The 22,547-nt window shown below is 67.7% G+C and carries 22 protein-coding genes; 12 read left to right on the plus strand and 10 right to left on the minus strand.

The window, feature by feature from the left end:
• Together T8T21_RS04270 and T8T21_RS04275 are read left to right on the plus strand one after the other, a co-directional pair.
• Nucleotides 1-1,014, plus strand: coding sequence for a branched-chain amino acid ABC transporter permease (locus T8T21_RS04270; RefSeq protein ID WP_183469273.1), 1,014 nt, complete (start codon nt 1-3; stop codon nt 1,012-1,014).
• On the plus strand, nt 1,011-2,309 hold the full coding sequence (locus tag T8T21_RS04275) for a branched-chain amino acid ABC transporter permease (protein ID WP_322336943.1): 1,299 nt from the start codon (nt 1,011-1,013) through the stop codon (nt 2,307-2,309). Before T8T21_RS04270 ends, T8T21_RS04275 begins: the two co-directional genes overlap by 4 nt.
• Before the next feature lie 78 nt (nt 2,310-2,387).
• Here the strand turns inward: T8T21_RS04275 and T8T21_RS04280 are convergent, their stop codons facing one another.
• Nucleotides 2,388-3,479, minus strand: a complete 1,092-nt coding sequence (locus tag T8T21_RS04280; RefSeq protein ID WP_322336944.1) for a HupE/UreJ family protein — start codon at nt 3,477-3,479, stop codon at nt 2,388-2,390.
• A gap of 76 nt (nt 3,480-3,555) precedes the next feature.
• Here T8T21_RS04280 and T8T21_RS04285 point away from each other — a divergent pair, with 76 nt between their 5' ends.
• The 4 genes from T8T21_RS04285 (at nt 3,556) to T8T21_RS04300 (ending at nt 6,978) form a co-directional block, all read left to right on the plus strand.
• Nucleotides 3,556-4,326 (plus strand): DUF4198 domain-containing protein, encoded by a 771-nt coding sequence (locus tag T8T21_RS04285; RefSeq protein WP_322336945.1) that lies wholly within the window; start codon nt 3,556-3,558, stop codon nt 4,324-4,326.
• 32 nt (nt 4,327-4,358) lie between these two features.
• On the plus strand, nt 4,359-5,252 hold the full coding sequence (locus T8T21_RS04290; RefSeq protein WP_322336946.1) for a PfkB family carbohydrate kinase: 894 nt from the start codon (nt 4,359-4,361) through the stop codon (nt 5,250-5,252).
• The gene (locus tag T8T21_RS04295; protein ID WP_322336947.1) at nt 5,249-6,163 is read left to right on the plus strand and encodes a pseudouridine-5'-phosphate glycosidase; all 915 of its coding nucleotides are present in this window, start codon (nt 5,249-5,251) and stop codon (nt 6,161-6,163) included. The genes T8T21_RS04290 and T8T21_RS04295 overlap by 4 nt, the downstream gene beginning before the upstream one ends.
• Before the next feature lie 92 nt (nt 6,164-6,255).
• Nucleotides 6,256-6,978 carry a DUF502 domain-containing protein gene (locus tag T8T21_RS04300; protein ID WP_322336948.1) on the plus strand — a complete coding sequence of 241 codons (723 nt, stop codon included), beginning with the start codon at nt 6,256-6,258 and terminating at the stop codon, nt 6,976-6,978.
• 6 nt (nt 6,979-6,984) lie between these two features.
• Here the strand turns inward: T8T21_RS04300 and T8T21_RS04305 are convergent, their stop codons facing one another.
• Together T8T21_RS04305 and T8T21_RS04310 are read right to left on the minus strand one after the other, a co-directional pair.
• Nucleotides 6,985-7,998, minus strand: a complete 1,014-nt coding sequence (locus T8T21_RS04305) for a patatin-like phospholipase family protein (protein WP_322336949.1) — start codon at nt 7,996-7,998, stop codon at nt 6,985-6,987.
• A complete protein-coding gene (locus T8T21_RS04310) occupies nt 7,995-8,768 on the minus strand; it encodes a 3-hydroxybutyrate dehydrogenase (RefSeq protein ID WP_322336950.1) in 774 nt (257 codons plus the stop codon). The genes T8T21_RS04305 and T8T21_RS04310 overlap by 4 nt, the downstream gene beginning before the upstream one ends.
• Nucleotides 8,769-9,123: 355 nt before the next feature.
• Here T8T21_RS04310 and T8T21_RS04315 point away from each other — a divergent pair, with 355 nt between their 5' ends.
• The 3 genes from T8T21_RS04315 (at nt 9,124) to T8T21_RS04325 (ending at nt 11,564) form a co-directional block, all read left to right on the plus strand.
• Nucleotides 9,124-11,001, plus strand: coding sequence for an extracellular solute-binding protein (locus tag T8T21_RS04315; protein ID WP_407660109.1), 1,878 nt, complete (start codon nt 9,124-9,126; stop codon nt 10,999-11,001).
• Nucleotides 10,998-11,126 carry a hypothetical protein gene (locus T8T21_RS04320; protein ID WP_281372244.1) on the plus strand — a complete coding sequence of 43 codons (129 nt, stop codon included), beginning with the start codon at nt 10,998-11,000 and terminating at the stop codon, nt 11,124-11,126. The genes T8T21_RS04315 and T8T21_RS04320 overlap by 4 nt, the downstream gene beginning before the upstream one ends.
• A 102-nt stretch (nt 11,127-11,228) precedes the next feature.
• Nucleotides 11,229-11,564, plus strand: coding sequence for a hypothetical protein (locus T8T21_RS04325; RefSeq protein ID WP_183469290.1), 336 nt, complete (start codon nt 11,229-11,231; stop codon nt 11,562-11,564).
• Between the two features lie 4 nt (nt 11,565-11,568).
• Here T8T21_RS04325 and T8T21_RS04330 read toward each other — a convergent pair whose 3' ends face one another.
• Nucleotides 11,569-12,198, minus strand: coding sequence for a helix-turn-helix domain-containing protein (locus T8T21_RS04330; protein WP_183469291.1), 630 nt, complete (start codon nt 12,196-12,198; stop codon nt 11,569-11,571).
• A gap of 101 nt (nt 12,199-12,299) precedes the next feature.
• Here T8T21_RS04330 and T8T21_RS04335 point away from each other — a divergent pair, with 101 nt between their 5' ends.
• Nucleotides 12,300-12,941, plus strand: a complete 642-nt coding sequence (locus T8T21_RS04335; protein ID WP_322336951.1) for a DsbA family oxidoreductase — start codon at nt 12,300-12,302, stop codon at nt 12,939-12,941.
• On the opposite strand, the gene T8T21_RS04340 is transcribed toward T8T21_RS04335, so the two are convergent.
• The 5 genes from T8T21_RS04340 to T8T21_RS04360 are packed head-to-tail and all read right to left on the minus strand — an operon-like array spanning nt 12,938 to nt 19,436.
• Complete coding sequence (locus tag T8T21_RS04340; RefSeq protein WP_322336952.1) at nt 12,938-14,350, minus strand: ArnT family glycosyltransferase; 1,413 nt, start codon at nt 14,348-14,350, stop codon at nt 12,938-12,940. The two genes, T8T21_RS04335 and T8T21_RS04340, sit on opposite strands and share 4 nt — an antisense overlap.
• Nucleotides 14,340-14,660, minus strand: coding sequence for a lipid-A-disaccharide synthase N-terminal domain-containing protein (locus tag T8T21_RS04345; RefSeq protein WP_183469294.1), 321 nt, complete (start codon nt 14,658-14,660; stop codon nt 14,340-14,342). Before T8T21_RS04345 ends, T8T21_RS04340 begins: the two co-directional genes overlap by 11 nt.
• Complete coding sequence (locus T8T21_RS04350) at nt 14,657-15,403, minus strand: glycosyltransferase family 2 protein (RefSeq protein WP_322336953.1); 747 nt, start codon at nt 15,401-15,403, stop codon at nt 14,657-14,659. Before T8T21_RS04350 ends, T8T21_RS04345 begins: the two co-directional genes overlap by 4 nt.
• Entirely contained in the window at nt 15,400-18,864 is a 3,465-nt protein-coding gene (gene mfd / locus T8T21_RS04355) for a transcription-repair coupling factor (RefSeq protein ID WP_322336954.1), read from the minus strand. The genes T8T21_RS04350 and mfd overlap by 4 nt, the downstream gene beginning before the upstream one ends.
• A gap of 47 nt (nt 18,865-18,911) precedes the next feature.
• Entirely contained in the window at nt 18,912-19,436 is a 525-nt protein-coding gene (locus tag T8T21_RS04360) for a component of SufBCD complex (protein ID WP_322336955.1), read from the minus strand.
• 134 nt (nt 19,437-19,570) lie between these two features.
• Between T8T21_RS04360 and hemB the strand changes: the two genes are divergently transcribed.
• On the plus strand, nt 19,571-20,569 hold the full coding sequence (gene hemB / locus T8T21_RS04365; RefSeq protein WP_183469732.1) for a porphobilinogen synthase: 999 nt from the start codon (nt 19,571-19,573) through the stop codon (nt 20,567-20,569).
• A 130-nt stretch (nt 20,570-20,699) separates the two neighbouring features.
• Complete coding sequence (locus tag T8T21_RS04370; RefSeq protein ID WP_322336956.1) at nt 20,700-21,257, plus strand: lipid-binding SYLF domain-containing protein; 558 nt, start codon at nt 20,700-20,702, stop codon at nt 21,255-21,257.
• Here the strand turns inward: T8T21_RS04370 and T8T21_RS04375 are convergent.
• Nucleotides 21,247-22,515 carry a DUF2254 domain-containing protein gene (locus T8T21_RS04375; RefSeq protein WP_322336957.1) on the minus strand — a complete coding sequence of 423 codons (1,269 nt, stop codon included), beginning with the start codon at nt 22,513-22,515 and terminating at the stop codon, nt 21,247-21,249. The genes T8T21_RS04370 and T8T21_RS04375 overlap by 11 nt on opposite strands.
• Nucleotides 22,516-22,547 lie beyond the last annotated feature (32 nt).

Below are 22,547 nucleotides of genomic sequence, written 5' to 3' on the forward strand. Positions count from 1 at the left end.
ATGACCGACTTCCTGAACGCGATCGTCGCGCTGTCGAATTTCGTGCTGATCCCCGGCGCCGCCTATGGCGCGCAGCTCGCGCTGGGCGCGCTCGGCGTGACGCTGATCTACGGCATCCTGCGCTTTTCCAACTTTGCCCATGGCGACACCATGGCCTTCGGCACGATGGCGACGATCCTCGTCACCTGGGGGCTGCAATCCATGGGCATCAGCTTCGGCCCGCTCCCCACGGCGCTGATCGCCCTGCCCGTCGGCATCGCCATCACCGGCCTGCTGCTACTGGGCACCGACCGCGCGATCTACCGCTTCTATCGCAAGCAGAAGGCCGCGCCGGTGGTGCTGGTCATCGTGTCGATCGGCGTGATGTTTGTGATGAACGGCCTTGTGCGCTTCATCATCGGCGTCGGCGACGTCAACTTCGCCGATGGCGCCCGCTTCGTGATCAACGCGCGCCAGTTCAAGGAGATGACCGGGCTCGACGAGGGTCTCGCCATCCGCTCCACCACGCTGATCACGCTGGTGACGGCGGCCGTCGCCGTGGCGTTGCTGTTCTGGTTCCTCAACAAGACGCGCACCGGCAAGTCGATGCGCGCCTTCTCAGACAACGAGGATCTCGCGCTGCTGTCGGGCATCAACCCCGAACGCGTCGTCGCGGTGACCTGGCTGATCGTGGCCGCACTCGCCACCACGGCGGGCGTGCTCTACGGCCTCGACAAGTCGTTCAAGGCCTTCACCTACTTCCAGCTGCTGCTGCCGATCTTCGCCGCTGCCATCGTCGGTGGCCTGGGCAACCCGCTGGGTGCCATCGCCGGCGGCTTCGTGATCGCCTTCTCGGAAGTGCTCATCACCTATGCGTGGAAGAAGGTGCTCGAATACCTGCTGCCCGAGAACCTCGAACCCTCGAGCCTCGTGCAGCTGCTCTCCACCGACTACAAATTCGCCGTGAGCTTCGCGATCCTGATCATCGTGCTGCTGTTCAAGCCCACCGGCCTCTTCAAGGGACAGTCCGTATGACTGCGCGTGGCTATCTTCTCTATGCCGGGATGGCACTGCTGATCGTCCTCACCGGCCTCGTGCAGGGCTGGAACCTGGCGCTGACGATCCTGAACATGGGGCTGATCTCGGCGATCATGTCGCTCGGCGTGAACCTGCAATGGGGCTTTGCCGGACTGTTCAACGTCGGCGTCATGGGCTTCGTGGCGCTCGGCGGCCTCGCGGCTGTGCTGGTGTCGATGCCGCCGGTGGCCGAAGGCTGGAACGCCGGCGGGCTGCGGCTCTTGGGCGCGCTGGCGCTGGGGGCCGCGATCCTGATCGCGGCGGTGCAGGTCTGGAAGCGCAAGATTGGCGGGCGGATGCGTACGCTGGTCATGCTGGCGCTGCTGGTCGGCGGCTTCTTCCTGTTCCGCGCCGCGCTTGATCCGGCGGTGCAGGCGATCGAGGCGATTAACCCGTCGCTTTCGGGCTATCTCGGCGGTCTTGGCCTGCCGATCCTGATCGCCTGGCCGGTGGGCGGACTGCTCGCCGCCGGCGCTGCCTGGATCATCGGCAAGGCGGCTCTGGGCCTGCGCTCGGACTACCTCGCCATCGCGACGCTGGGCATCGCCGAGATCGTGATCGCGGTCCTGAAGAACGAGGACTGGCTGTCGCGCGGCGTGAAGAACGTGATCGGCCTGCCCCGGCCCGTGCCCTACGAGGTCGAGCTGCAGCGCGATCCGGGCTTCGCCGAGCGCGCGGCGAGCTTCGGCCTCGATCCGGTCACCGCCTCGACGCTCTGGGTCAAGATCCTCTATTCCGGCCTCTTCGCCGTGGTGCTGATCGTGATCCTGTTCCTCGCCCAGCGGGCGCTGGCCTCCCCGTGGGGCCGGATGATGCGGGCGATCCGCGACAACGAGGTCGCCGCCAACGCGATGGGCAAGAACGTCACCGCGCGGCACCTGCAGGTGTTCATCCTCGGCTCCGCCGTCTGCGGCATCGCCGGCGCGATGATGACCACGCTGGACGGTCAGCTGACTCCGGGCACCTACCAGCCGCTGCGCTTCACTTTCCTCGTCTGGGTGATGGTGATCGTCGGCGGCTCAGGCAACAACTACGGCGCCGTGCTCGGCGGCTTCCTGATCTGGTGGCTGTGGGTGATGGTCGAGCCGCTCGGCCTCTGGGCGATGGAGCTGATCACCTCCGGCATGTCGCCCGACAGCTGGCTGCGCGCGCATCTGACCGACTCGGCGGCGCAGATGCGGCTGATGACCATGGGCATCATCCTGCTCGCGGTGCTGCGCTTCAGCCCACGAGGGCTCATGCCCGAACGGTAAGACGCACGACGCGTGAGACAGAGAAAGGGCGGCGACCGGATCGGTCGCCGCCCTTTTGCATGGCCGGGGCGCAAAGCTTCAGAGCAGGGTCCGCTCGATCACCCACCAGATGCCCACCAGCGCGATCGCCGCCGAGGCAGGGATCGCGATCACCTGCCGGTACCAAGGCTTGCGCCAGGCCCAGCCGACCAGCAGAAAAGCCGCCGCGATCACCGTGAGCTGACCCAGTTCGACCCCGATGTTGAAGCCGATCAGCGCCGGCACGAAGCTTCCCGCGGGCAGGCCGAACTCACCCAGCACGGAGGCGAAGCCCAGGCCGTGCAGCAGGCCGAAGCCGAACACGATCACCGGCCGCCACAGGCCCAGATGCGGGAAGACGATGTTCTCGATCGCGACGAAGGCGATCGAGGCTGCGATCAGCGGCTCGACGATCGATGCCGGGACCGAGACATAGCCGAGCGCGGCCAGCGCCAGCGTCACGGTATGGGCCAGCGTGAAGGCCGAGACCTGCCAAAGCAGCGGACGCAGCCTGGCCGCAAGGAAGAACAGCCCCAGCACGAACAGGATATGGTCGAGCCCCTTGGGCAGGATGTGATCGAAGCCCACGGGAATATAGCGCAGGAAGCTCTCCCAGCCGCTGGCCTGATCGCCACCGCCGAGCCGGATCGGATCGCTCACGGCACCGGCTTCCAGATAGCCGTCATAAGGGGCCTCGACCCCCTGCTGGCGCAGCACCAGCGTACCGAAAGCCGCGTCCCAGCCGACGCGCACCGTCTGCGCATTCTCAGGGAGCGGAACGAAAAACTGCAGCATCGCCGGGCGCGGCAGCGATAGGTCGCCCGGCTCCGGCACCACGACCTTGTCCAGCTCGGGCGCCGCGCGCACGCCGTCGATCTCGATGTCGATCTCCTCGGCCATCTCCGGCCAGAAGGCGCGGAACCGCGCCGCCATCTCTTCGGCCCCGAGCGCCCGCAAGGCATCGTAGGTGTCCGCCTCGGGCGCGGCGTTGGTGTCGTCGACCGCGCCGAGATCGACGCCGGCCACGAAGCCTTCGAGCGGCGTCTCGACCGTAAAGGTTAGCCGCTCCCCCTGCACCTCCATGTCCGCCAGCGCCGGCAGCACCTCATGCGCTGCGGCGAGCGCGGCCCAGCAGATCGCGATGCTTGACATCACGAGGCCAAGGATCACCCTGCCCCCAAACCCCGGGAGCCCCTGAATGCGTCTCATAACACTCTGCCTCGTATTGTTGTCCACGCCTGTCGCGGCGCATGAATTCTGGATCGAACCGCTCGATTGGCAGATCGCGGCGGACGATATGGTCCGGGCCGACCTTGTCAACGGCGACCACTTCGAAGGCATCCGCTATGCCCTTCTTCCGCAACGCTATGAAAGCTTCACTCTTCATTCGGGGGATGAGGCGCGCCCCGTCGAAGGCCGGCTCGGCGCGCGCCCCGCGCTCGCCATGGCCGCGCCCGAGGAAGGCCTGCTGATCGCGGCCTATGTCTCCAAGCCGAGCCTCGTCACCTATGACGACCCGGCAGTGTTCGAACGCTTCGTCGCGCACAAGGATCTTGGCACGGTGGCCGCCGATCATGCCACGCGCGGCCTGCCCGATGCGGGCTTCAAGGAGGCGTTCACGCGCTACTCCAAGGCGCTGATCGGGGTCGGCGACCCGCAGGGCGAAGATCACCGCCTCGGCCTCGCGACCGAGCTGGTGGCGCTGGACAACCCCTATGCCGACGACCTGTCGGAGGGGCTGCGGGTGCAGCTCTTCTACAAGGACGCGCCGCGCGCCGATGCGCAGGTGGAGCTCTTCGCCCGCGATGCCGATGGCGAGGTCGAGCTGACCCTTCACCGCACCGACGCCGAAGGCGTGGCCCTGCTCCCGGTCGAGGCCGGGCATGACTACCTCGCCAATGCGGTGGTGCTACGCGAACCCGACCATGCGATGCAGGTCGCCACGGGTGCCGTTTGGGAAAGCCTCTGGGCTGCGTTGAGCTTCGCCGTGCCGGATTGACCGGCGGGCGGGGCTGCGGCAGGACGGAAGCCATGAAACAGACTTCCGAAATCCTCTGCATCGGCTCCGTTCTGTGGGACGTGATCGGCCGTACCGCCAGCCACATGCGCGTCGGCTCCGACGTGCCGGGCCGCATCCACCGCCTGCCCGGCGGCGTCGCCATGAACATCGCCATGACGCTGGTGCGTTTCGGGCTTCGGCCGGTGCTGCTGAGCGCCGTGGGCCGCGATGCGGAAGGCGACGAGCTGGTCGCCGAGGCGGGCCGGATGGGCATGGAGACCGCCCATCTCTATCGCTCCGACGACTTGCCGACCGATATCTACATGGCGATCGAGGGCGCCAACGGGCTGATCGCCGCGATCGCCGACGCGCATTCGCTCGAACAGGCAGGTGACAAGATCCTGCGCCCCCTGGCCGATGGCCGCCTCGGGACGCCCGGCGCCCCCTGGGAGGGGCTGGTCGCGCTCGACGGCAACCTGACCGTCGAGCTGCTGGGCCAGATCGCGGAATCCGATCTGTTCGCCCGCGCCGATCTGCGCGTGGCCCCCGCCAGCCCCGGCAAGGCCGAGCGGCTGCTGGCCCTGATGGGTCACCCTTCGGCGACGCTCTATGTCAATCTCGAGGAAGCCGGCCTGCTCTGCCACGCGACCTTCGAGTCCTCCGAGGCGGCGGCGCGTGCGCTGGTCAAGCGCGGCGCGCACCGCGCGCTGGTCACCGATGGCGGCCGCGCCGCGACCGTGGCCACGCAGGACGCCTGCTTCACCCAGACCCCGCCAGAGGTGCTGGTCACGCGTGTCACCGGTGCCGGCGACACCTTCATGGCGGCGCACATCGCCTCCGAGGCCGAGGGCATGGACCCGAACGCCGCGCTGCGCCGGGCGCTCGTCGCCGCCGCCACCTATGTATCCGGAGACAACCCGCTGTGATCGAGATCGAATACTCCCCCGAGGTCGCGCAAGCCCGCGCCGAGGGTGCCCCCATCGTCGCGCTTGAAAGCACGATCATCACCCACGGCATGCCGTTCCCGCAAAACGTCGAGACCGCGCGCCGGGTGGAGGCCGAGATCCGCGCCCAAGGCGCGGTGCCCGCGACCATCGCGGTGCTGGGTGGCCGGCTGCATGTCGGCCTCACCGACGCGCAGCTCGACCGCCTGGGGCAGGCCAGCGACGTGGCCAAGCTGTCGCGCGCCGATTTCGCGGCCTGCCTCGCGCGTGGCGGCGATGGCGCCACGACGGTCGCCGCGACGATGATCGCCGCGCGGCTGGCGGGCATCGAGGTGTTCGCGACCGGCGGCATCGGCGGTGTGCATCGCGGCGCGGAGACCAGCTTCGACATCTCCGCCGACCTGCACGAGCTGGCGAAGACCCCGGTGACGGTGGTCGCGGCGGGCGCCAAGGCCATTCTCGACCTGCCCAAGACCTTCGAAGTGCTGGAGACGCTGGGCGTGCCGGTGATCGCCTATGGCCAGGACGTGCTGCCGGCCTTCTGGTCGGCGACCTCCGAGATGCCGGCCCCGCTGCGGATGAACAGCGCCGCCGAGATCGCGGCCGCGATGCGGATGCGCGCCGCGATGGGCCTCGACGGTGGCCAGCTCGTCGCCAACCCAATCCCGGCCGAGGCTGAAATCCCCGCCGAGGAGCTGCGCCCGGTAATCGAGCAGGCGCTCGCCGAGGCCGAGGCACAGGGCATCGCAGCCAAGGCGGTGACGCCCTTCCTGCTGGGTCGGATCTTCGAGCTGACCGAGGGCCGCTCGCTTGATGCCAATATCGCGCTGGTCCTCAACAACGCACGGCTTGGCGCCGCCATCGCGGTCGAATTGAGCGCCACGCGACGCTGAAGCGCTTTGCTGCGCGCGCCGCCCATTGCCGGGGCGCGCGCGGCCCCCTAGATAGGCAGGAGCCCCGACGCGCGCTGAAGGACGAGCCGCCAGTGACCCGCCCGCCGATCCTGCCGCCCGCCCATGGCGAGCCCCCTCGCCGCCGCCATCTGCTGGGCCTGCTGCGCAACAACTTTATCGCCGGCGTGGTCGTGATCGCGCCGATCGGCCTGACCGTCTGGCTGATCTGGACGCTGGTCGGCTGGATCGACAGCTGGGTGCTGCCCTTCGTGCCCGACCGCTTCAATCCCGAACAGTATATCGGGATCAACCTGCGCGGCGTCGGCGTCATCTTCTTTATCCTGTTCACCTTCTTGGTCGGTGCGCTGGCCAAGGGGTTCGTCGGGCGCAGCCTGATCCGCCTTGGCGAAGGCCTCGTCGGGCGGATGCCGGTCGTGCGCTCGGTCTATTCCGGGCTCAAGCAGATCGCCGAGACGGTGTTTGCCCAGACCGAGACAAGCTTCGACCAGGCCTGCCTGATCGAATATCCGCGCAAGGGGCTCTGGGCGCTGGCCTTCATCTCGACCAAGGCCAAGGGCGAAGTGGCGCGCAAGCTGCCGCCCGAGGGCGACATCGTCACGGTTTTCCTGCCCACGACGCCGAACCCGACCTCCGGCTTCCTGCTGTTCCTGCCGCGTGCCGACGTGATCATCCTCGACATGAAGGTCGAGGACGCGGCCAAGCTGGTGATCTCGGCCGGGCTAGTGACGCCGCCGGACCGGACGCGACCCTCCGATCAGGGCGCACCCACGCTGGTCACCGGCACCGGGCGCTGAGCCGCCTCAGGCGAACATCGCCCGCAGATCCACCGTATCCCGGCGTCCGATATCGTCCTTGTGGGTAGTGAGGAACCGGTCCATCGCAGTTTCGCCGGCATCGCGCAGCCGCGCCAGGATCACCGGTGCCGGGATCGTCTTGGTCGCGACGTTGAGATCGTTCATCAACGCGTCGTCGCCCACCATGTGGATCAGCACACGCTTCATCGTTCCTTCGGGCAGCGCATGCCCGGCAAGCAGGCGGCGCACGAAATCCACCGCCCGCAATTCGCGCAGCAGCGATGAATTGAAGCTGATCTCGTTGATCCGGTTCTGGATCGCGGCGCCGTCCTCGGGCACTTCCTCGCGGTAGAGCGGGTTGATGTTCACGATCAGAACATCGTCCGGCAACTCCTTGTCATACAACGGAAACAGCGCCGGGTTACCGGTGTAGCCGCCGTCCCAATACGCCTCGCCATCAATCTCCACCGCACGGAACATCGTCGGCAGGCAGGCCGAGGCCAGTACGGCGCGCGGGCCCAGATCCGCGCCCGAGAAGACCCGGATCTTGCCGCTGCGTACATTCGTGGCACCGACGAAAAGCCGCGGTCCCGGCGCGGCACGCACCGCCTCGAAATCTATCTCGCGCAGGATCCGCTCCAGCGGATTGCGCAGCAGCGGGCCGTAGGCATAGGGCGAGAGCATCCGGCGGGTCATGTCGAAGGCGGCGAAGGCGGGCGACCATTCGATCGCCCGTGCCAGCGCCGGAGCGGTGGGCGCCAGCGCCGAGATCCAATCCGACCAACGCGCATCCGTCACCGCGCCGATCCGGCCCCAGAACCGCGCCAGTTCGGCCCGCGCGCCCTCGCGCCCGCCCGCCACCAAACCGGCCTTGAGCGCGACCGCGTTCATCGCCCCGGCCGAGGTACCCGAGATCGCCGCGATCTCGATATCCTCCTCGTAGAGCAGCCGGTCGAGCGCGCCCCAGGTGAAGGCGCCATGCGCGCCGCCGCCCTGAAGCGCGAGGTTGATGCGGATCACAGCGCCGTCCAGCCGCCATCGACGCTGATGGTGGTTCCGGTGATCTGCGCCGCGGCGTCCGAGCACAGAAAGGCGCAGGTGCCGCCGAGCTGCTCGGTGGTGGCGAACTCCTTGGAGGGCTGGCGCTCGAGCATGACCTTCTCGATCACCTCGTCGCGGTCCATGCCGTATTTCTTCATGGTGTCGGGGATCTGCTCTTCGACCAGCGGCGTCAGCACATAGCCAGGGCAGATCGCGTTGGCGGTGATCGGCTCGCGCGCCGTCTCGAGCGCGGTGACCTTGGTGAAGCCCACGATGCCGTGCTTGGCGGCGACATAGGCTCCCTTGTAGGGCGAGGCCGTGAGGCCGTGGGCGCTGGCGATGTTGATCACCCGGCCCCAGCCGGCCTTGCGCATCATCGGCAGCGCGACGGCCGTGGTGTGAAACGCCGATGTCAGGTTGATCGCGATGATCGCGTCCCACTTGGCGGCGGGGAATTCGTCGATCGGCGCGACGTGCTGGATCCCGGCATTGTTGACGAGGATGTCGCAGCGCCCCGCCTGCTCGATCAGCTGCCGCGCAGCAGCGCCATCGGACATGTCGGCGGCGATATAGCGCGCCGTCACGCCATGCGCATCGGCGATCTCCTGCGCAAGCGCATGGTCCTCCGCACGGTCGGTGAATGAATTGAGGACCACGTCGGCGCCGGCCCGCGCCAACTCGCGCGCGATTCCCAGCCCGATTCCCGAGTTCGATCCGGTAATGATCGCGGTCTTGCCTCGAAGCTGCATGATCGGTCTTCCCTGTGCTGCATCCTGCCCCGATACTGGCGCGCCCACCGAGAAAAGCGAGGGGCAATCGAAGATAACCCCTTGATAAGGACGCCTTGTGTCGATAGCGCGCAAGAGCGCGTCACCCCGTGCCCGATCCCCGTCACATGCCAAAAAAAACGCCCGCACTAGGCGGGCGTTGAGTTATGAGGCAGGTTTCATACAGGCAAGAAACCTATCGAGCAGTGACTCCCTTATAAGCCTTTCGCCGCCATCGTCCAAGCTAAAAGTTTGATAAAGATCAGGGGGGGCTATACGGTCTTCTTCAACTACAAGTCTGGTCAGAAAACCGAACCGACAGGGGGTTTCCAACACGATGACGGCAACTATCTTCAAGCGCTTGGGCGGCGGCACGCTCGCCCTGCTACTCTCCTCTGGGGCGAGTTTCGCCGAGCCGGCACACGGCATTGCAATGTATGGAGAACCGGCGCTCCTCGAGGGCTTTACCGCCCTTCCCTATGCCAACCCCGAGGCGCCGACCGGGGGCCGGATGGCCACCGCGGAGGTCGGCGGCTTCGACAGCCTCAACCCCTACATCCTCAAAGGCTCGGTGCCATGGCAGCTGAGCTACCTTATCGGCGAAAGCCTGATGGGCCGCTCGCTCGATGAGCCGTTCACCCTTTACGGCCTGCTGGCCGAATCGATCGAGACCGCAGACGACCGGTCCTGGGTCGAATTTACGCTGAATCCCGAGGCGAAGTTCTCCGACGGCAGCCCGGTCACGGTCGAGGACGTGATCTGGTCCTTCGAGACACTCGGCACCGAGGGTCACCCCCGCTATCTCGGCTTTTGGGAAAAGGTCGAGAGCATCGAGGAGACCGGCGAGCGCAAGGTGCGCCTCACCTTCAACACCGATGACCGCGAGCTGGCGCTGCTCGCCGGCCTGCGACCAATCCTCAAGAAGGCCCAATGGGAGGGCAAGGACTTCGCCGAGAGCGGGCTCGACACCATCCCGATCACCTCGGCGCCCTACGTGATCGAGGATTTCGAGGCCGGTCGCTCGATCACGCTCAAGCGTGACGAGGACTACTGGGGTGCCGACATCCCGTTCCGCCGCGGCACCGCCAATCTCGACGTGATCCAGCTCGAGTTCTTCGGCGACGAAACGGCGGCCTTCGAGGCCTTCAAGACCGGCGAGACCAACTTCACCCGCGAGTTCAACGTCGCCCGCTGGGAGAGCCAGTACGACTTCCCGCGCGTCCGTTCGGGCGAGGTGGTGCTCGAGGAGCTGCCGCATGGCCGCCCGACCGGCATGACCGGCTTCGTGATGAACACCCGCCGCCCGGTCTTCCAGGACTGGCGCGTGCGCCAGGCGATGATCGAGGCGTTCAACTTCGAGTTCATCAACGAGGCGATGACCGGCGGCGCGCAGCCGCGCATCACCTCCTATTTCTCGAACTCGCCGCTCGGCATGGATGAAGGCCCGGCCGAGGGCCGTGTGAAGGAGTTCCTGGAGCGCTGGTCCGACGACCTGCCCGAGGGCGCGATCGAGGGTTACGCCCTGCCCGTTTCCGACGGCACCGAGCGCAACCGCAAGGGCACGGCCGCCGCGCTGGCGCTGCTGTCCAGCGCGGGCTGGGTGATCCAGGACGGCGTGCTCACCAACGAGCAGACCGGCAAGCCCTTCGCCTTCGACATCCTGCTCGAGACCGGCAGCTCCGAGAACGCGTCGATCATCGACATGTATGTGCAGGCGCTCGAGCGGATCGGCATCACGCCGACCATCAGCACCGTCGACAGCGCACAGTACAAGGAGCGCACTGACGCCTACGACTTCGACATGACCTACTTCCGGCGCGGCCTGTCGCTCAGCCCCGGCAACGAGCAGTACTCCTACTGGGGTGCCGACTTTGCCGAGACGCCGGGTGGCCGCAACCTGATGGGCGTGAAGAGCCCCGCCGTGGACGGGCTGATCGACCTGCTGCTCACCTCCGAGAGTCAGGACGACTTCGTCGCCGCGACCAAGGCGCTCGACCGGGTGCTGACGGCGGGACGTTACGTGATCCCGATCTACCAGTGGAACATCAGCCGCATCGCCTATGACGCCGACCTGCATCACCCGGAAGAGATCCCGGTCTTCGGCGACTGGCCGGGCTGGCAGCCCGACGTCTGGTGGCACGAGGAGGTCGCTAAGGGTGAAACGGCGGCCAGCGAAGAGGCCGGCGGCGAATCCGGCACGGAGACCGCCCAGTGAGGCGCGCCGCGCTGATCCTGATCGCGCTGGCGCTGGTGGCGGGCTGCACGCCCGTGCGCGTCGTCGGCGACGCGGCGGTCGGCACGGCGCAGCTCGGCCTCGGCGCGGTCGATCTCGTGCTCTGATCGGGCCACCGCGCCTGGCCCATTGAAGGGGGCGGACCGGAACCCGGTCCGCCCCCTTTCCGTTGCCGGAGCAAGACATCGGGCAGCATGAGGAGACCCGCGATGAAATGGAGCCACGTGGCCAAGCACTGGCACGCATTCGTGCCCAACATCCTGACGGAATGGCCGGATCTGGACGCCGACGAGGTGGAGGCCACCGAAGGCGAGCTTGGCCCTTTCCTCGACCATCTATGCGAAGTGACCGGGATGAGCCGCGAGGACGCGCGCGACGAGGTCTCCGAGTGGCTCGAAGGGACCGACCCCGCCGACGCGATGATGGACGAGACCCGCGACAACGAACGGATCATCGCCTCGGCCCGCTCGATTCACCCGTCGGAGGATGTCTACAGCGACGATGCGGCCTTCGGCGATGACGACAGCAAGGAAGAGCGCGACTGACGCCTCAGTCGAGCGAGGTGACCCACAGGATGGTGGCATCCTCCGGGCTGGTCGAGATCACGTTGTGTCCCATCGCGGCGTCGTAATAGGCGCTGTCGCCACGCTTCATCTCGACCGGCTCGTAAAACTCGGTGAGCAGCCGGATCGTGCCGGTGAGCACGTAGAGGAATTCCTCGCCGTCATGGCGCACCCAGCCGTCGAACTCTTCGAAGGCGCGGGCCCTGACACGGGCCCGATAGGGCAGCATCTTCTTGACCTTCAGCCCCTCGGCCAGAAGCTCGTGCTCGTAGGTGGCGGTGATCTGGCCCTTCCCTTCGCCCGCCCGCGTGGCGACCATCCGTCCCAGCACCTGATCGCGACGCGGCGGCGTGAAGAGCTGCGGCACCGTGATGCCGAGGCCCTGCGCCAGCTTCTTGAGCGCGTCATAGGTTGGCGACATCTGGCCGTTCTCGATCTTCGAGAGGGTCGACCTGGCCAGCCCCGCACGGTTCGCCGCCTGCTCCAGCGTCCAGCCCTGCGCGCGGCGCAGGTCGCGCACCCGCGCCCCGAGGTCGAGCGGCGGCGCGGTTTCCTGCGCGCCGTTCTCGCGGGCGATGCGGACGAGCGAACCGGGACGGGGATCAGAGGTGGTCATGGGGCCAGCCATACGATGGCGACGCCGAGACTTGCAACATCGGCGCGCAGCGCGTAGCCCTCGGGCCCTGTTCCGCAGGCCAAGCGCAAGGACCCGCCCCCATGGTGAAGCTCGACATCCTCTCCGACCCGATCTGCCCCTGGTGCTGGATCGGCAAGGCCGGTCTTGATGCCGCGATGGCGGAGCAGCCCGACCATCCCTTCACCATCGAATGGCATCCCTTCCAGCTCAACCCCGACATGCCGCGCGAAGGCATGGATCGGCGCGCCTATCTGGAGACCAAGTTCGGCGGCCGCGAGGGCGCCGCGCGCGCCTATGCGCCGGTCGTGGAGCGCGCGGCCGAGGCCGGGCTCGATCTGCATCTCGACCGTATCGCCACCACGCCCAACACGCTCGACGCGCACCGGCTGATCCACTGGGCCGGCATCGAAGGGCGCCAGACGGCGGCCGTCAGCGCGCTTTTCAAGGCCTATTTCACCGATGGCCGCGACATCGGCGACTGCGACGTGCTGGCCGATATCGCCGACGCGATCGAGATGGACGCCTCGGTGGTGCGCCGCCTGCTCACCAGCGACGCCGATCTCGACGGTATCCGCCAACGCGACGCGCATAGCCGCGAGATGGGCGTGACCGGGGTCCCGACCTTCATCGTGGCCCAGCAGCACGCCGTGCCCGGTGCCCAGAGCAAGGAAATGTGGCTCAAGGTGATCGAGGATATCCGCGCGCAGATCGCCGCCGGCTAGCGGCTGAGGGCGATGTCGAAGCGCGTGGTGCGAAAGCCCCGGGCGAGCTCGATCGCCTGGGTATCCTCGGCCATGCGTCCCCGCTCCTGCGCGAGCCCCTCGGCCGTGGGATCGGTATCGCGCACCGGCATGGTGATCCAGAGCAGCGGACCCTCCGGCAGGCCGGTGGGTCCGGACAGATCCTGCAGGTAGAGGATCTCCCGCTCCTGCAGGAACAGCGGCAGGATCCCGGCTATGCGGATTTCGTTGGTTACCACCGGCGTGCCCTCCGGGGCGGCGTCCCGCAGCGTGCCGGCTACCTGCGCGTAGTCGAGGCCGCGCCAACCCGGATCGACCCGTCCCTCGTAGAAGAGCAGCGCCGTCACCGACAGCCAGACCGCCCCGAGGCCGAGTTCGAACCGCCGCGTCCCACGCGGCGACATCACCTGCGCCAGTCGCAGCAGCACCAGCGGCGCGGCGAGATAGGCCAGCGGCAGCAGCCAGTGGTTCTGCATCCGCGTCGAGCCGCTCACCAGCATGGCGAGGAGCATGAGCCCGATCCCGGCCCCGAGCACGCGCCACAGGAACCGGTCGAGCGGCGGCATCGGCGGGCGGGACCGGCCCCGCATCCGCCGGGCCATTACGCCGGTCACCAGCGCGAGCAGTCCCAGCACCGCGCCCAGTGTCACGATCATGGCAACCACCGCCGCCACCGGTGCCGGCAGCGCGCCCTGTGCCTCGAAGCCGAGCTTGCCGAAGGTGCCCGTCGCCCGGTCGAAATGCGCCAGCGTCCAGAGCGCCGGCCCGGCCACGAGGGCCGCGGCGATGACGACGGCCAGCCCCACGCCGCGCCGCGACAGGCTCCGCGTCCGGCCGTCCCAGACCACCGCGACAAGAAGCGTCGCCGGGACCATCAGGTAATTCCACTTCGACAGCATGCCGAGACCCAGAGCGAGGCCGAGCGCGACCCAGTCGCGCCAGCGCCCGTTCTGGAGCGCGCGCCACAGCAGCCAGGTCGCGAGGATGGTCAGTCCGAGGGTCAGCACCGAATGCGTCAGCGCCCGCTGCGAACGCCACAGCACATCGGGCAACAGCGCCAGGCCGGCCACGCCAAGCCCGGCCAGCGCCGGCGGATGCGCCTCCCGCAGCAGCCCGTAGAGCGCGCAGCCCACCAGCGCCAGCGTGGCGGCCTTGAGCAGGCCGACCGCGAACACCGTCTCGCCGATCAGTTGGAACAGCCCCCATTGAAGCCAGAAATACAGCGGTGGCTGCGCGTCATAACCCAACCGCAGGTCGCGTGCGTAATAGAACGCTTCGGCCTCGTCATAGGAAAACCCGGCACCGTAGAACGGGCGCAAAACGGCGCCCAGCAAGGCATAGCCGAGGATCAGTCCGATCCAGACGAGATCGGCGCGACGCTCAGCCCTCATGCCCTGGCTCGCCTGCGCGGCGTTCGCTCCAGATGAAGTAGATGTTTCGCGCATAAACCAGCAATCCGAAGGCCTGGCCGAGAATGAAGACCGGGTCCTGGCGGTAGATGGCATAGGCCAGAAGCATCGCGCCCCCGGCGAAGGAGAAGTACCAGAAGGCCTCGGGCACGATTGACCGGCGGACTCGTTCGCTGGCGATCCATTGCACGAGAAAGCGCGCCGAAAACATCGCCTGCGCCAGGAAACCGACCGTCAGCCAGACGATTTCAGCCCATCCGGTGCGGGCGATCCAGTCGCTGAACATGGTCATTCGAGCTCCTCGGAGTGAACCGGCCGGGCCCGCGACATCAGCCAGCGCACCCCCAGCATGTCTGGCACGCCCTGCAGGCCGCGCTTCCAATTGGTGTAATTCGACGCGCCGTGCTGGCGCGCGCGGTCGCCGATCGGCACATAGGCCGTGCTCGCGCCATGTGCCTTGAACAGCGCAGGCAGGTAGCGGTGCTGGCCGTGAAAGAACGGCAGCGCGAGATGACGGTCGCGCTCGAACACCTTCAATCCGCAGCCGGTGTCGGGGCAGTCGTCGCCCAACAGGCGGCGGCGCAGCGCATTGGCGAGTTTCGAGGCGGTCCGCTTCGACCAGGTGTCGCGCCGTTTGGCGCGAACGCCCCCGACCAGCTGCGGCCCGGCGGGGTCATAGGCCGCGACCAGCGCCGGGATGTCACCGGGCGGGTTCTGACCGTCACCGTCGAGCGTCGCGATCAGCGGATGACGCGCGGCCATGACACCGGTACGGACGCTAGCGCTCTGGCCGGCATTGCTGAGGTGCCTTAACACCCGCAGCCGCGGCTCGCGGTCGCGCAACTCGAGCAGTCGCGCTACGCTGTCGTCCCGGGAATGGTCGTCGACAACGATCACCTCGCCTAGAAGGTCGCGTGGCAGCAGATCGAAGGCTTCCTGCACCAGCGCTTCGATGTTTCCAGCCTCATTGTAGCACGGAATAACAAGGCTGATCAAATACTTGTCTGCCGATGTTGATGTAGTCGCCTCGCTCATGCCTCGGCCTTCGCCTTCTTGGCGGCCTTCACCTTTTCGGCCAGCTCGCGGGCAATACCGAAGGCGCCGCGGATCTTGTCGGCTTCCTTCGACCAGTCGCGCATCACGACGATCTTGTTGTCCTTCACCTTGGCCTGGCCCTTCTGGTCCTGGATGAATTCGACCAACCCCTCGGGCGAGACGAACTTGTCGTTATGGAAGCGGATGGTCGCGCCCTTGGGCCCGCCATCGAGCTGGCTGATCCCGGCCTTGAGGCACATCGCCTTGATCCGGACGACGAGCATCAGCGTGTTGACCTCCTTGGGCAGCGGCCCGAAGCGGTCGATGAGCTCGGCGGCAAAGCCCTCCAGCTCCACCTTGGTGGTCAGCTCGGACAGGCGTCGGTAAAGGCCCAGCCGCACGTCGAGGTCGGGCACGTATTCCTCGGGGATCAGCACCGGCACGCCGAGATTGATCTGCGGCGCCCACTGCCCCTCATCCTCGGAAAGCCCTTCGGCCTCGCCCGAACGGATCTTGGCAATCTGCTCCTCCAGCATCTGCTGGTAAAGCTCGAAGCCGACCTCGCGCATCTGGCCGGACTGTTCCTCACCGAGGAGGTTGCCAGCACCGCGGATGTCGAGGTCCTGGCTGGCCAGCGTGAAGCCCGCGCCAAGCGAGTCGATGCTGCCCAGCACGCGCAGCCGCTTTTCGGCTCCAGGGGTGAGCGGCGCGCGCGGCTTGGTCGTCAGATAGGCATAGGCGCGGGTCTTGGAGCGCCCGACCCGGCCACGGATCTGGTAGAGCTGCGCCAGGCCGAACATGTCGGCGCGATGCACGATCATCGTGTTGGCGGTCGGGATGTCGAGGCCCGATTCCACGATGGTGGTCGCGAGCAGCACGTCGTAGCGGCCGTCATAGAAAGCGTTCATCCGCTCGTCGAGCTCGCCCGCCGCCATCTGGCCATGCGCCACGACATAGGAGATCTCGGGCACCTCGGTCTTGAGGAACTCCTCGATCTCCGGCAGGTCGGCCACGCGCGGCACGACGAAGAAGCTCTGCCCGCCCCGGTAGCGTTCGCGCAACAGCGCCTCGCGCACGGTGACGGTGTCGAACTCGCTGACATAGGTGCGGATCGCGAGACGGTCGACCGGCGGCGTGCCGATGATCGACAGGTCGCGCACCCCGGTGAGCGACATCTGCAGCGTCCGCGGGATCGGCGTCGCGGTGAGCGTCAGCACGTGGACATCGGTCCTGAGCGCCTTGAGCCGTTCCTTGTGGTTGACGCCGAAATGCTGCTCCTCGTCGATGATGAGAAGGCCCAGATCGCGGAACTTCACGCTCTTGGCGAGCAGCGCATGGGTGCCCACGACGATGTCGACCTTGCCATCGGCAAGGCCGGCACGGGTCTCGGACGCTTCCTTGGCGGAGACGAAGCGCGACAGCGGTCGGACATTGATCGGAAAGCCGCGGAAGCGTTCGGCAAAGTTCTTGTAGTGCTGGCGCGCGAGCAGCGTCGTTGGCGCGATGACGGCGACCTGTACGCCCGAGAGCGCTGCGACAAAGGCCGCGCGGATCGCCACCTCGGTCTTGCCGAAGCCGACATCGCCGCAGATCAGACGGTCCATCGGATGGCCGCTCTCGAGATCGTTGAGCACGTCCTCGATCGCCTGCAGCTGGTCCTCGGTCTCGTCATAGGGGAAGCGGGCGAGGAACTGCTCCCAGATGCTGTCCTGCGGCTCCAGCCGCGGCGCAGTCCTGAGCGCGCGCTCGGCGGCGATCCGGATGAGCCGGTCGGCAGCCTGACGGATACGCTCCTTGAGCTTGGCCTTCTTAGCCTGCCAAGCGCCGCCGCCCAGCTTGTCGAGCATCCCTTCCTCGTGACCGAAGCGCGAAAGCAGTTCGATGTTCTCGACCGGGAGGTAGAGCTTGGCGTTCTCGGCATATTCGAGGAGCAGGCATTCATGCGCCGCCCCGGCGGCGGTCACCACCTCGAGCCCGTGATAGCGGCCGACGCCGTGATCGACATGGACGACCAGATCGCCGGGGCTGAGGCTTTGCGCCTCGGTGAGGAAGTTGTCGGCCCGACGCTTCTTGCGGGCGCGACGGATCAGCCGCTCGCCCAGCACGTCCTGCTCCGAGATCACGGTCAGGTCGTCGGTCTGGTAGCCATGCTCCAGCGGCCAAACCGCGAGATGCAGGCCGCGCCTGCCGACGCCGGCCCAGTCGCGCACATGGATCGTCTCGGTGAGCCCCTCGTCCTCGATCAGCCCCGAGAGCCGTTCGCGCGCACCCTCGGAATAGGAGGCGATGACCACCGGCCCGGCCTTCATGCGCTCCTTCACATGGCTCGCCAGCGCGGCGAAGAGGCTGATGTTCTCCTGCTGCCGTTCGGGCGAGAAATTGCGCCCGATCCGCCCACCTGCGTCGATCACGCCGGGGCCGGTGGCCTGTGGCAATGGCGCGAAACGCAGCACGCGGCGGCCCTCGGTCGCGGCCATCCAGGCATCGTCGTCGAGATAGAGAAGCGCGGGAGGGGCGGGCTTGTAGACCGAATCCATCCGCCCCTTCTGCGCCAGCGCATGGCGGCGCGTCTCGTAGGCATCGGTGATCAGCGCCCAGCGGGCGTCGCGCTGCGGCGCGATCTGGTCGTCAAGCGTCACCGGTGCACCGGGGAGATAGTCGAACAGCGTTTCCAGATCGTCCTGGAAGAAGCCGAGCCAATGCTCCATGCCCGCCTGCTTGCGCCCGGCCGTCACTGCCTCGTAGAGCGGATCGTCCGTACCGGCGGCGCCGAACTCGATCCGGTAGGACTGGCGGAAGCGGGTGATCGCCGCCTCGTCGAGGATCACCTCGGAGACCGGCGCCAGCTCGATCCGGTCGAGCTTCTCGGTGGTGCGCTGGGTGGCCGGGTCGAAGCGGCGCGCCCCGTCGAGCACGTCGCCGAACATGTCGAGCCGGACCGGCCCGCCCTGCCCGGGCGCAAAGATGTCGATGATGCCGCCGCGGATCGCGTAATCGCCCGGCTCGGTCACGGTCGGACTCTGGGTAAAGCCCATCCGCACGAGGAAATCCCGCAGCCCCGCCTCGTCGATCCGGTCGCCGACGCGGGCCGAGAAGGCCGCGCCGCGCATGGTGGCGCGCGCGGGCACGCGCTGGGTCGCGGCGTTGAGCGTGGTCAGCAGGACATAGCGTTCGGGCATGCCATGCAGCAGCCCTGCCAGCACCGCCATCCGGGCCGCCGAGATCTCGGGCGCGGGCGAGACGCGGTCATAGGGCAGACAATCCCAGGCCGGGAAGGTGACGACCGGCATGTCGGGCGCGTGGAACGCCAGGGCCGCGCGCATCGCCGCCATCCGCTTGTCGTCGCGGGCGACATGGATGACCGGGCCGGAGGCCTTATCCGCCTCCTTCAGGACCAGTGTCGCGTCGAAGCCCTCGGGCGCGCCCGAGACGGTGATCCTGCTGGGGTTCGTCTTTGCCATTGCGCTGACCTACCTTTCGCGCCGGTGCTGTCAAGCGCCCCGCGGGGTCAGAACCCCGGCGCCACCGAAAGGTTCTGGTACATGCCGAACATGGCGGTGACGAAGATCGACACCATGCCGATGAGCTGGACCCAGAACCGGTGCCGCGCCAGCCGCTTGCACAGCAGTTCGGCCTCGGGCCGCTCGCGGGCGATGCGCCGGGCCGTGGCGAAGCTCATCGCGCCGACCACGCTGAGCGGCAGGGCCAACAGAGCGACCGCCTGCGCGAACTCGATACCGTACCAGAAACCCAAGAGAAGCAGGGACGACAGGATGAAGGCCACCACGCCGATCAGCCAGCTGCCGGCGACGTGCCCGACATGCAGCAGCCGGTTGACGTTGATCCGCACCAGGTCGACGAGGTCGCGCTCCGACTGACCACCGAAGCGGCGCGCGCGCGCCACCATGTCGAAGGGGACGCCGAGCACGCGGTGGCTGGCGCCGGACCAGATGAGTGCCAGCATGATCCAGAACCAGAGATTGGAGAAGGATCGCATGTCGATCACTTCGAAGAGAGTCTGGGTCAGTGTCACGGGGGGGCGTCATCCGGGTCTTGGCGTTGCGCGCAGCCTAGAGCCGGGCCCTGCCGATGCCCAGCCTTGTAGGCTGCGGCAAACCGTGCCACCCCCGTGATGTGATATGAATGCCCCGCACGAAAGGCGTCGCCATGCAGCCCTATGCCGCCCCCTACCCGCTGTCCCGTCCGCGCCGGCTTCGCCGCAGCGCCGCGCTGCGCGCCATGACCCGCGAGACGGCGATGACGCCGGACAACCTGATCTGGCCGATCTTCCTGCAGGCCGGGCGCGACGAGGAGAGCGCCATCGCCTCGATGCCGGGCGTGTCGCGGCTGACGGTGGACCGCGCCGTGACGGCGGCGCGCGAGGCGCATGCTCTGGGCATCCCGGCGATGTGCCTGTTCCCCTATACCGGCCCCGAGAGCCGCACCGAGGACTGCGCCGAGGCATGGTCGGACGACAACCTGACCAACACCGCGATCCGGGCGATCAAGGATGCGGTGCCCGAGATGGCGCTGATGACCGACATCGCGCTCGACCCTTACAACGCCAACGGCCATGACGGCTTCGTCGTCGATGGCGAGATCGTCAATGACCCCACGGTCGAGGCGCTGGTCAAGATGGCGCTGGCGCAGGCTCGCGCCGGGGCCGACATCCTCGGCCCGTCGGACATGATGGATGGCCGGATCGGGGCGATCCGCGCCGCGCTCGAGGCCGAGGGTCACGGCCATGTCGCGATCCTGAGCTACGCCGCGAAATTCGCGAGCGCCTTCTACGGCCCTTTCCGCGACGCGGTCGGCGCCTCCGGCGCCCTCAAGGGCGACAAGAAGACCTACCAGATCGACCCCGCCAATGCCGACGAGGCGCTGCGCATGGTCGGCCGCGACCTGTCCGAGGGCGCCGACATGGTGATGGTCAAGCCGGGGATGAGCTATCTCGACATCTGCACCCGCGTGAAGGACGCCTATGGCGTGCCGACCTTCGCCTACCAGGTGTCGGGCGAATACGCGATGATCGAGGGTGCGGCGCGCCAAGGCTGGCTCGATGGCGACCGGGTGATGATGGAAAGCCTGCTGGCCTTCCGCCGGGCCGGTTGCGACGGGGTGCTGAGCTATTTCGCACCGCGTGCCGCGCGGCTGATGAACGGCTGATCATCGCGCGAAACCCGGCCGCCCGGCCTGCCCCTGCGCCATCGGCGGATGACAGGCCGGGCCGGCTGGCCTATGGTCGCCCCGATCGCCCGGTCACAAGGGCGGCATGGATTGCATGAGGGGCAGCGACATGGACAAGACGACACGGCGGAGCCTTGTGCTCGGCCTGGGCGCCACCGGCCTGGTGGCGGCCTGCGGCAACGGTGTGGGCAGCGACGGCGCATCGCGCATCGACGCCCGCGTACAGAGCACGCTCGATCACATGTTCGACCAGTATCCGGGGACACGCGAGCTGGCGGCGCAGTCGCGCGGCATGCTGGTGATGCCTCTGGTCACCGAGGTCGGGCTCGGCCTGGGCGGCGCCTATGGGCGCGGCGCGCTTCTGGTGGGGCGCAGCGTGGTCGACTACTACTCGGCCACGACCGCGAGCGCCGGCTTCCAGATCGGCGCGCAGCAGTTCAGCCACGTGCTGTTCTTCATGACGGAGCAGGCGCTCTCGGACTTCCGCCGTGCCCCGGGCTGGGCCGCCGGCGCCGACATCGAATACGCGATCAATGATCGCGGCGAGATGCTCAAGGCGGAGACCACCACCTCGCTGTCGCCGGTCATCGCGGTGGTGTTCGCGCAGACCGGGCTGCGGGTCGGCGCGACGCTCGAAGGCACCAAGTACAGCCGGATCATTCCCTGATCCGGCCACGCGCCGCGATCTCGGGCGCGGCGCGTGCCAGCCGGTCGCGGTCACGGTCGAACTCGAGCGCGGCCCGACCGCGCTCGAGCGCCTCATGCGCCATCTCGCGCGCCGCCGCGGCGATGCCGGTGTCGGGATGGTCCTGCAGCGCGGTCAGGGTCTTGAGCATGGAGATCAGCACTTCGACCTGCGTGGCGCCGTCGCGCGCCATCGCACCAAAGCCGTCCTGCATCAGATCGAGCGGATCGAGAGGCACGACCCAGAGCCGGTCATGGATCGGCGCGTCGCGGCCATGCGCCATCTCGTCGCGAAACCCGCCGATGACACGGCCGATCCGGCCGATGACGTCGATCGCCGTCCCCGGATCGTTGATACCCGGCGACAGCGCCTTGCTGCCGACCTCGGACAGCATGATCAGGGCAAAGCGCGGATCCTGCTCGACGGTGCGCAGCTCGCCCATGTGGACCGCGCCCCGCACGGCCTCTTCGAGCGCCTCGCCGCCACCCTCGATGTGGGCGATGACCTCGCCGCGATGCACGAAGCGCCCGATCGGCGCGTCGAGATAGACCCGCCCGTCATGTTCCTCGGCCGCGGCCTGCAAGCTGTCCTCGTAGATGGCCTGGATATAGGCCGTCCGCTTGGCCCGGATCGGGCGTGCGGTGCCAGGAATGTCCTCCTGTTTCAGCGCATGTCCACCGAGGCAGGGCCGTTCCATCCGTGCCTCGAAGGCACGAACCGCCTCGCGCTCGATCCGTACGGTCGTGTCGACGAGGCTGCCCAGCGCCTGCAGGTGGAGGATCCAGCGCAATATGACGACGACGATCAGCACCAGAACCGCCAGCGTCGCGAGATAGAGCGTCACGATCTCCTTCTCGCCATAATAGGGGGTGGAGAGCAGGATGATCGCGGCCAGCGAATAGATATAGGCGCCGATGAAGGTGGCGAGCACGGTCTGCGTGGTGGTGTCGGCCAGTAGCATCCGATGCGCCCGCGGCGTCCAGCGCGACGAGGCTGATTGGTGGACGCTGACCATCACCGACAACGAGAAGGTGGTGACCGCCAGCATCGAGGTCGAGATGATGTCGAGCAACCGGTTCAGCGCGTCGGCCCCGATCGCCTCTGACAACCCATCGGGGATCATCGGCCCGAACAGCTTGGCCGCACCCAGCGCCACGAAGGCCATGCCGGAAATCAGCGCCACGCGCACCCACAGGCGGCGGGACAGGCGGTGGATCTTGCGCAGGGTGGTGGCGAACATCGGCTCTCCGGCTTGTGGAACGGCGCGGCCGA

It is taken from the genome of Limimaricola variabilis (assembly GCF_034371605.1).
GTDB classification, from domain to species: domain Bacteria; phylum Pseudomonadota; class Alphaproteobacteria; order Rhodobacterales; family Rhodobacteraceae; genus Limimaricola; species Limimaricola variabilis.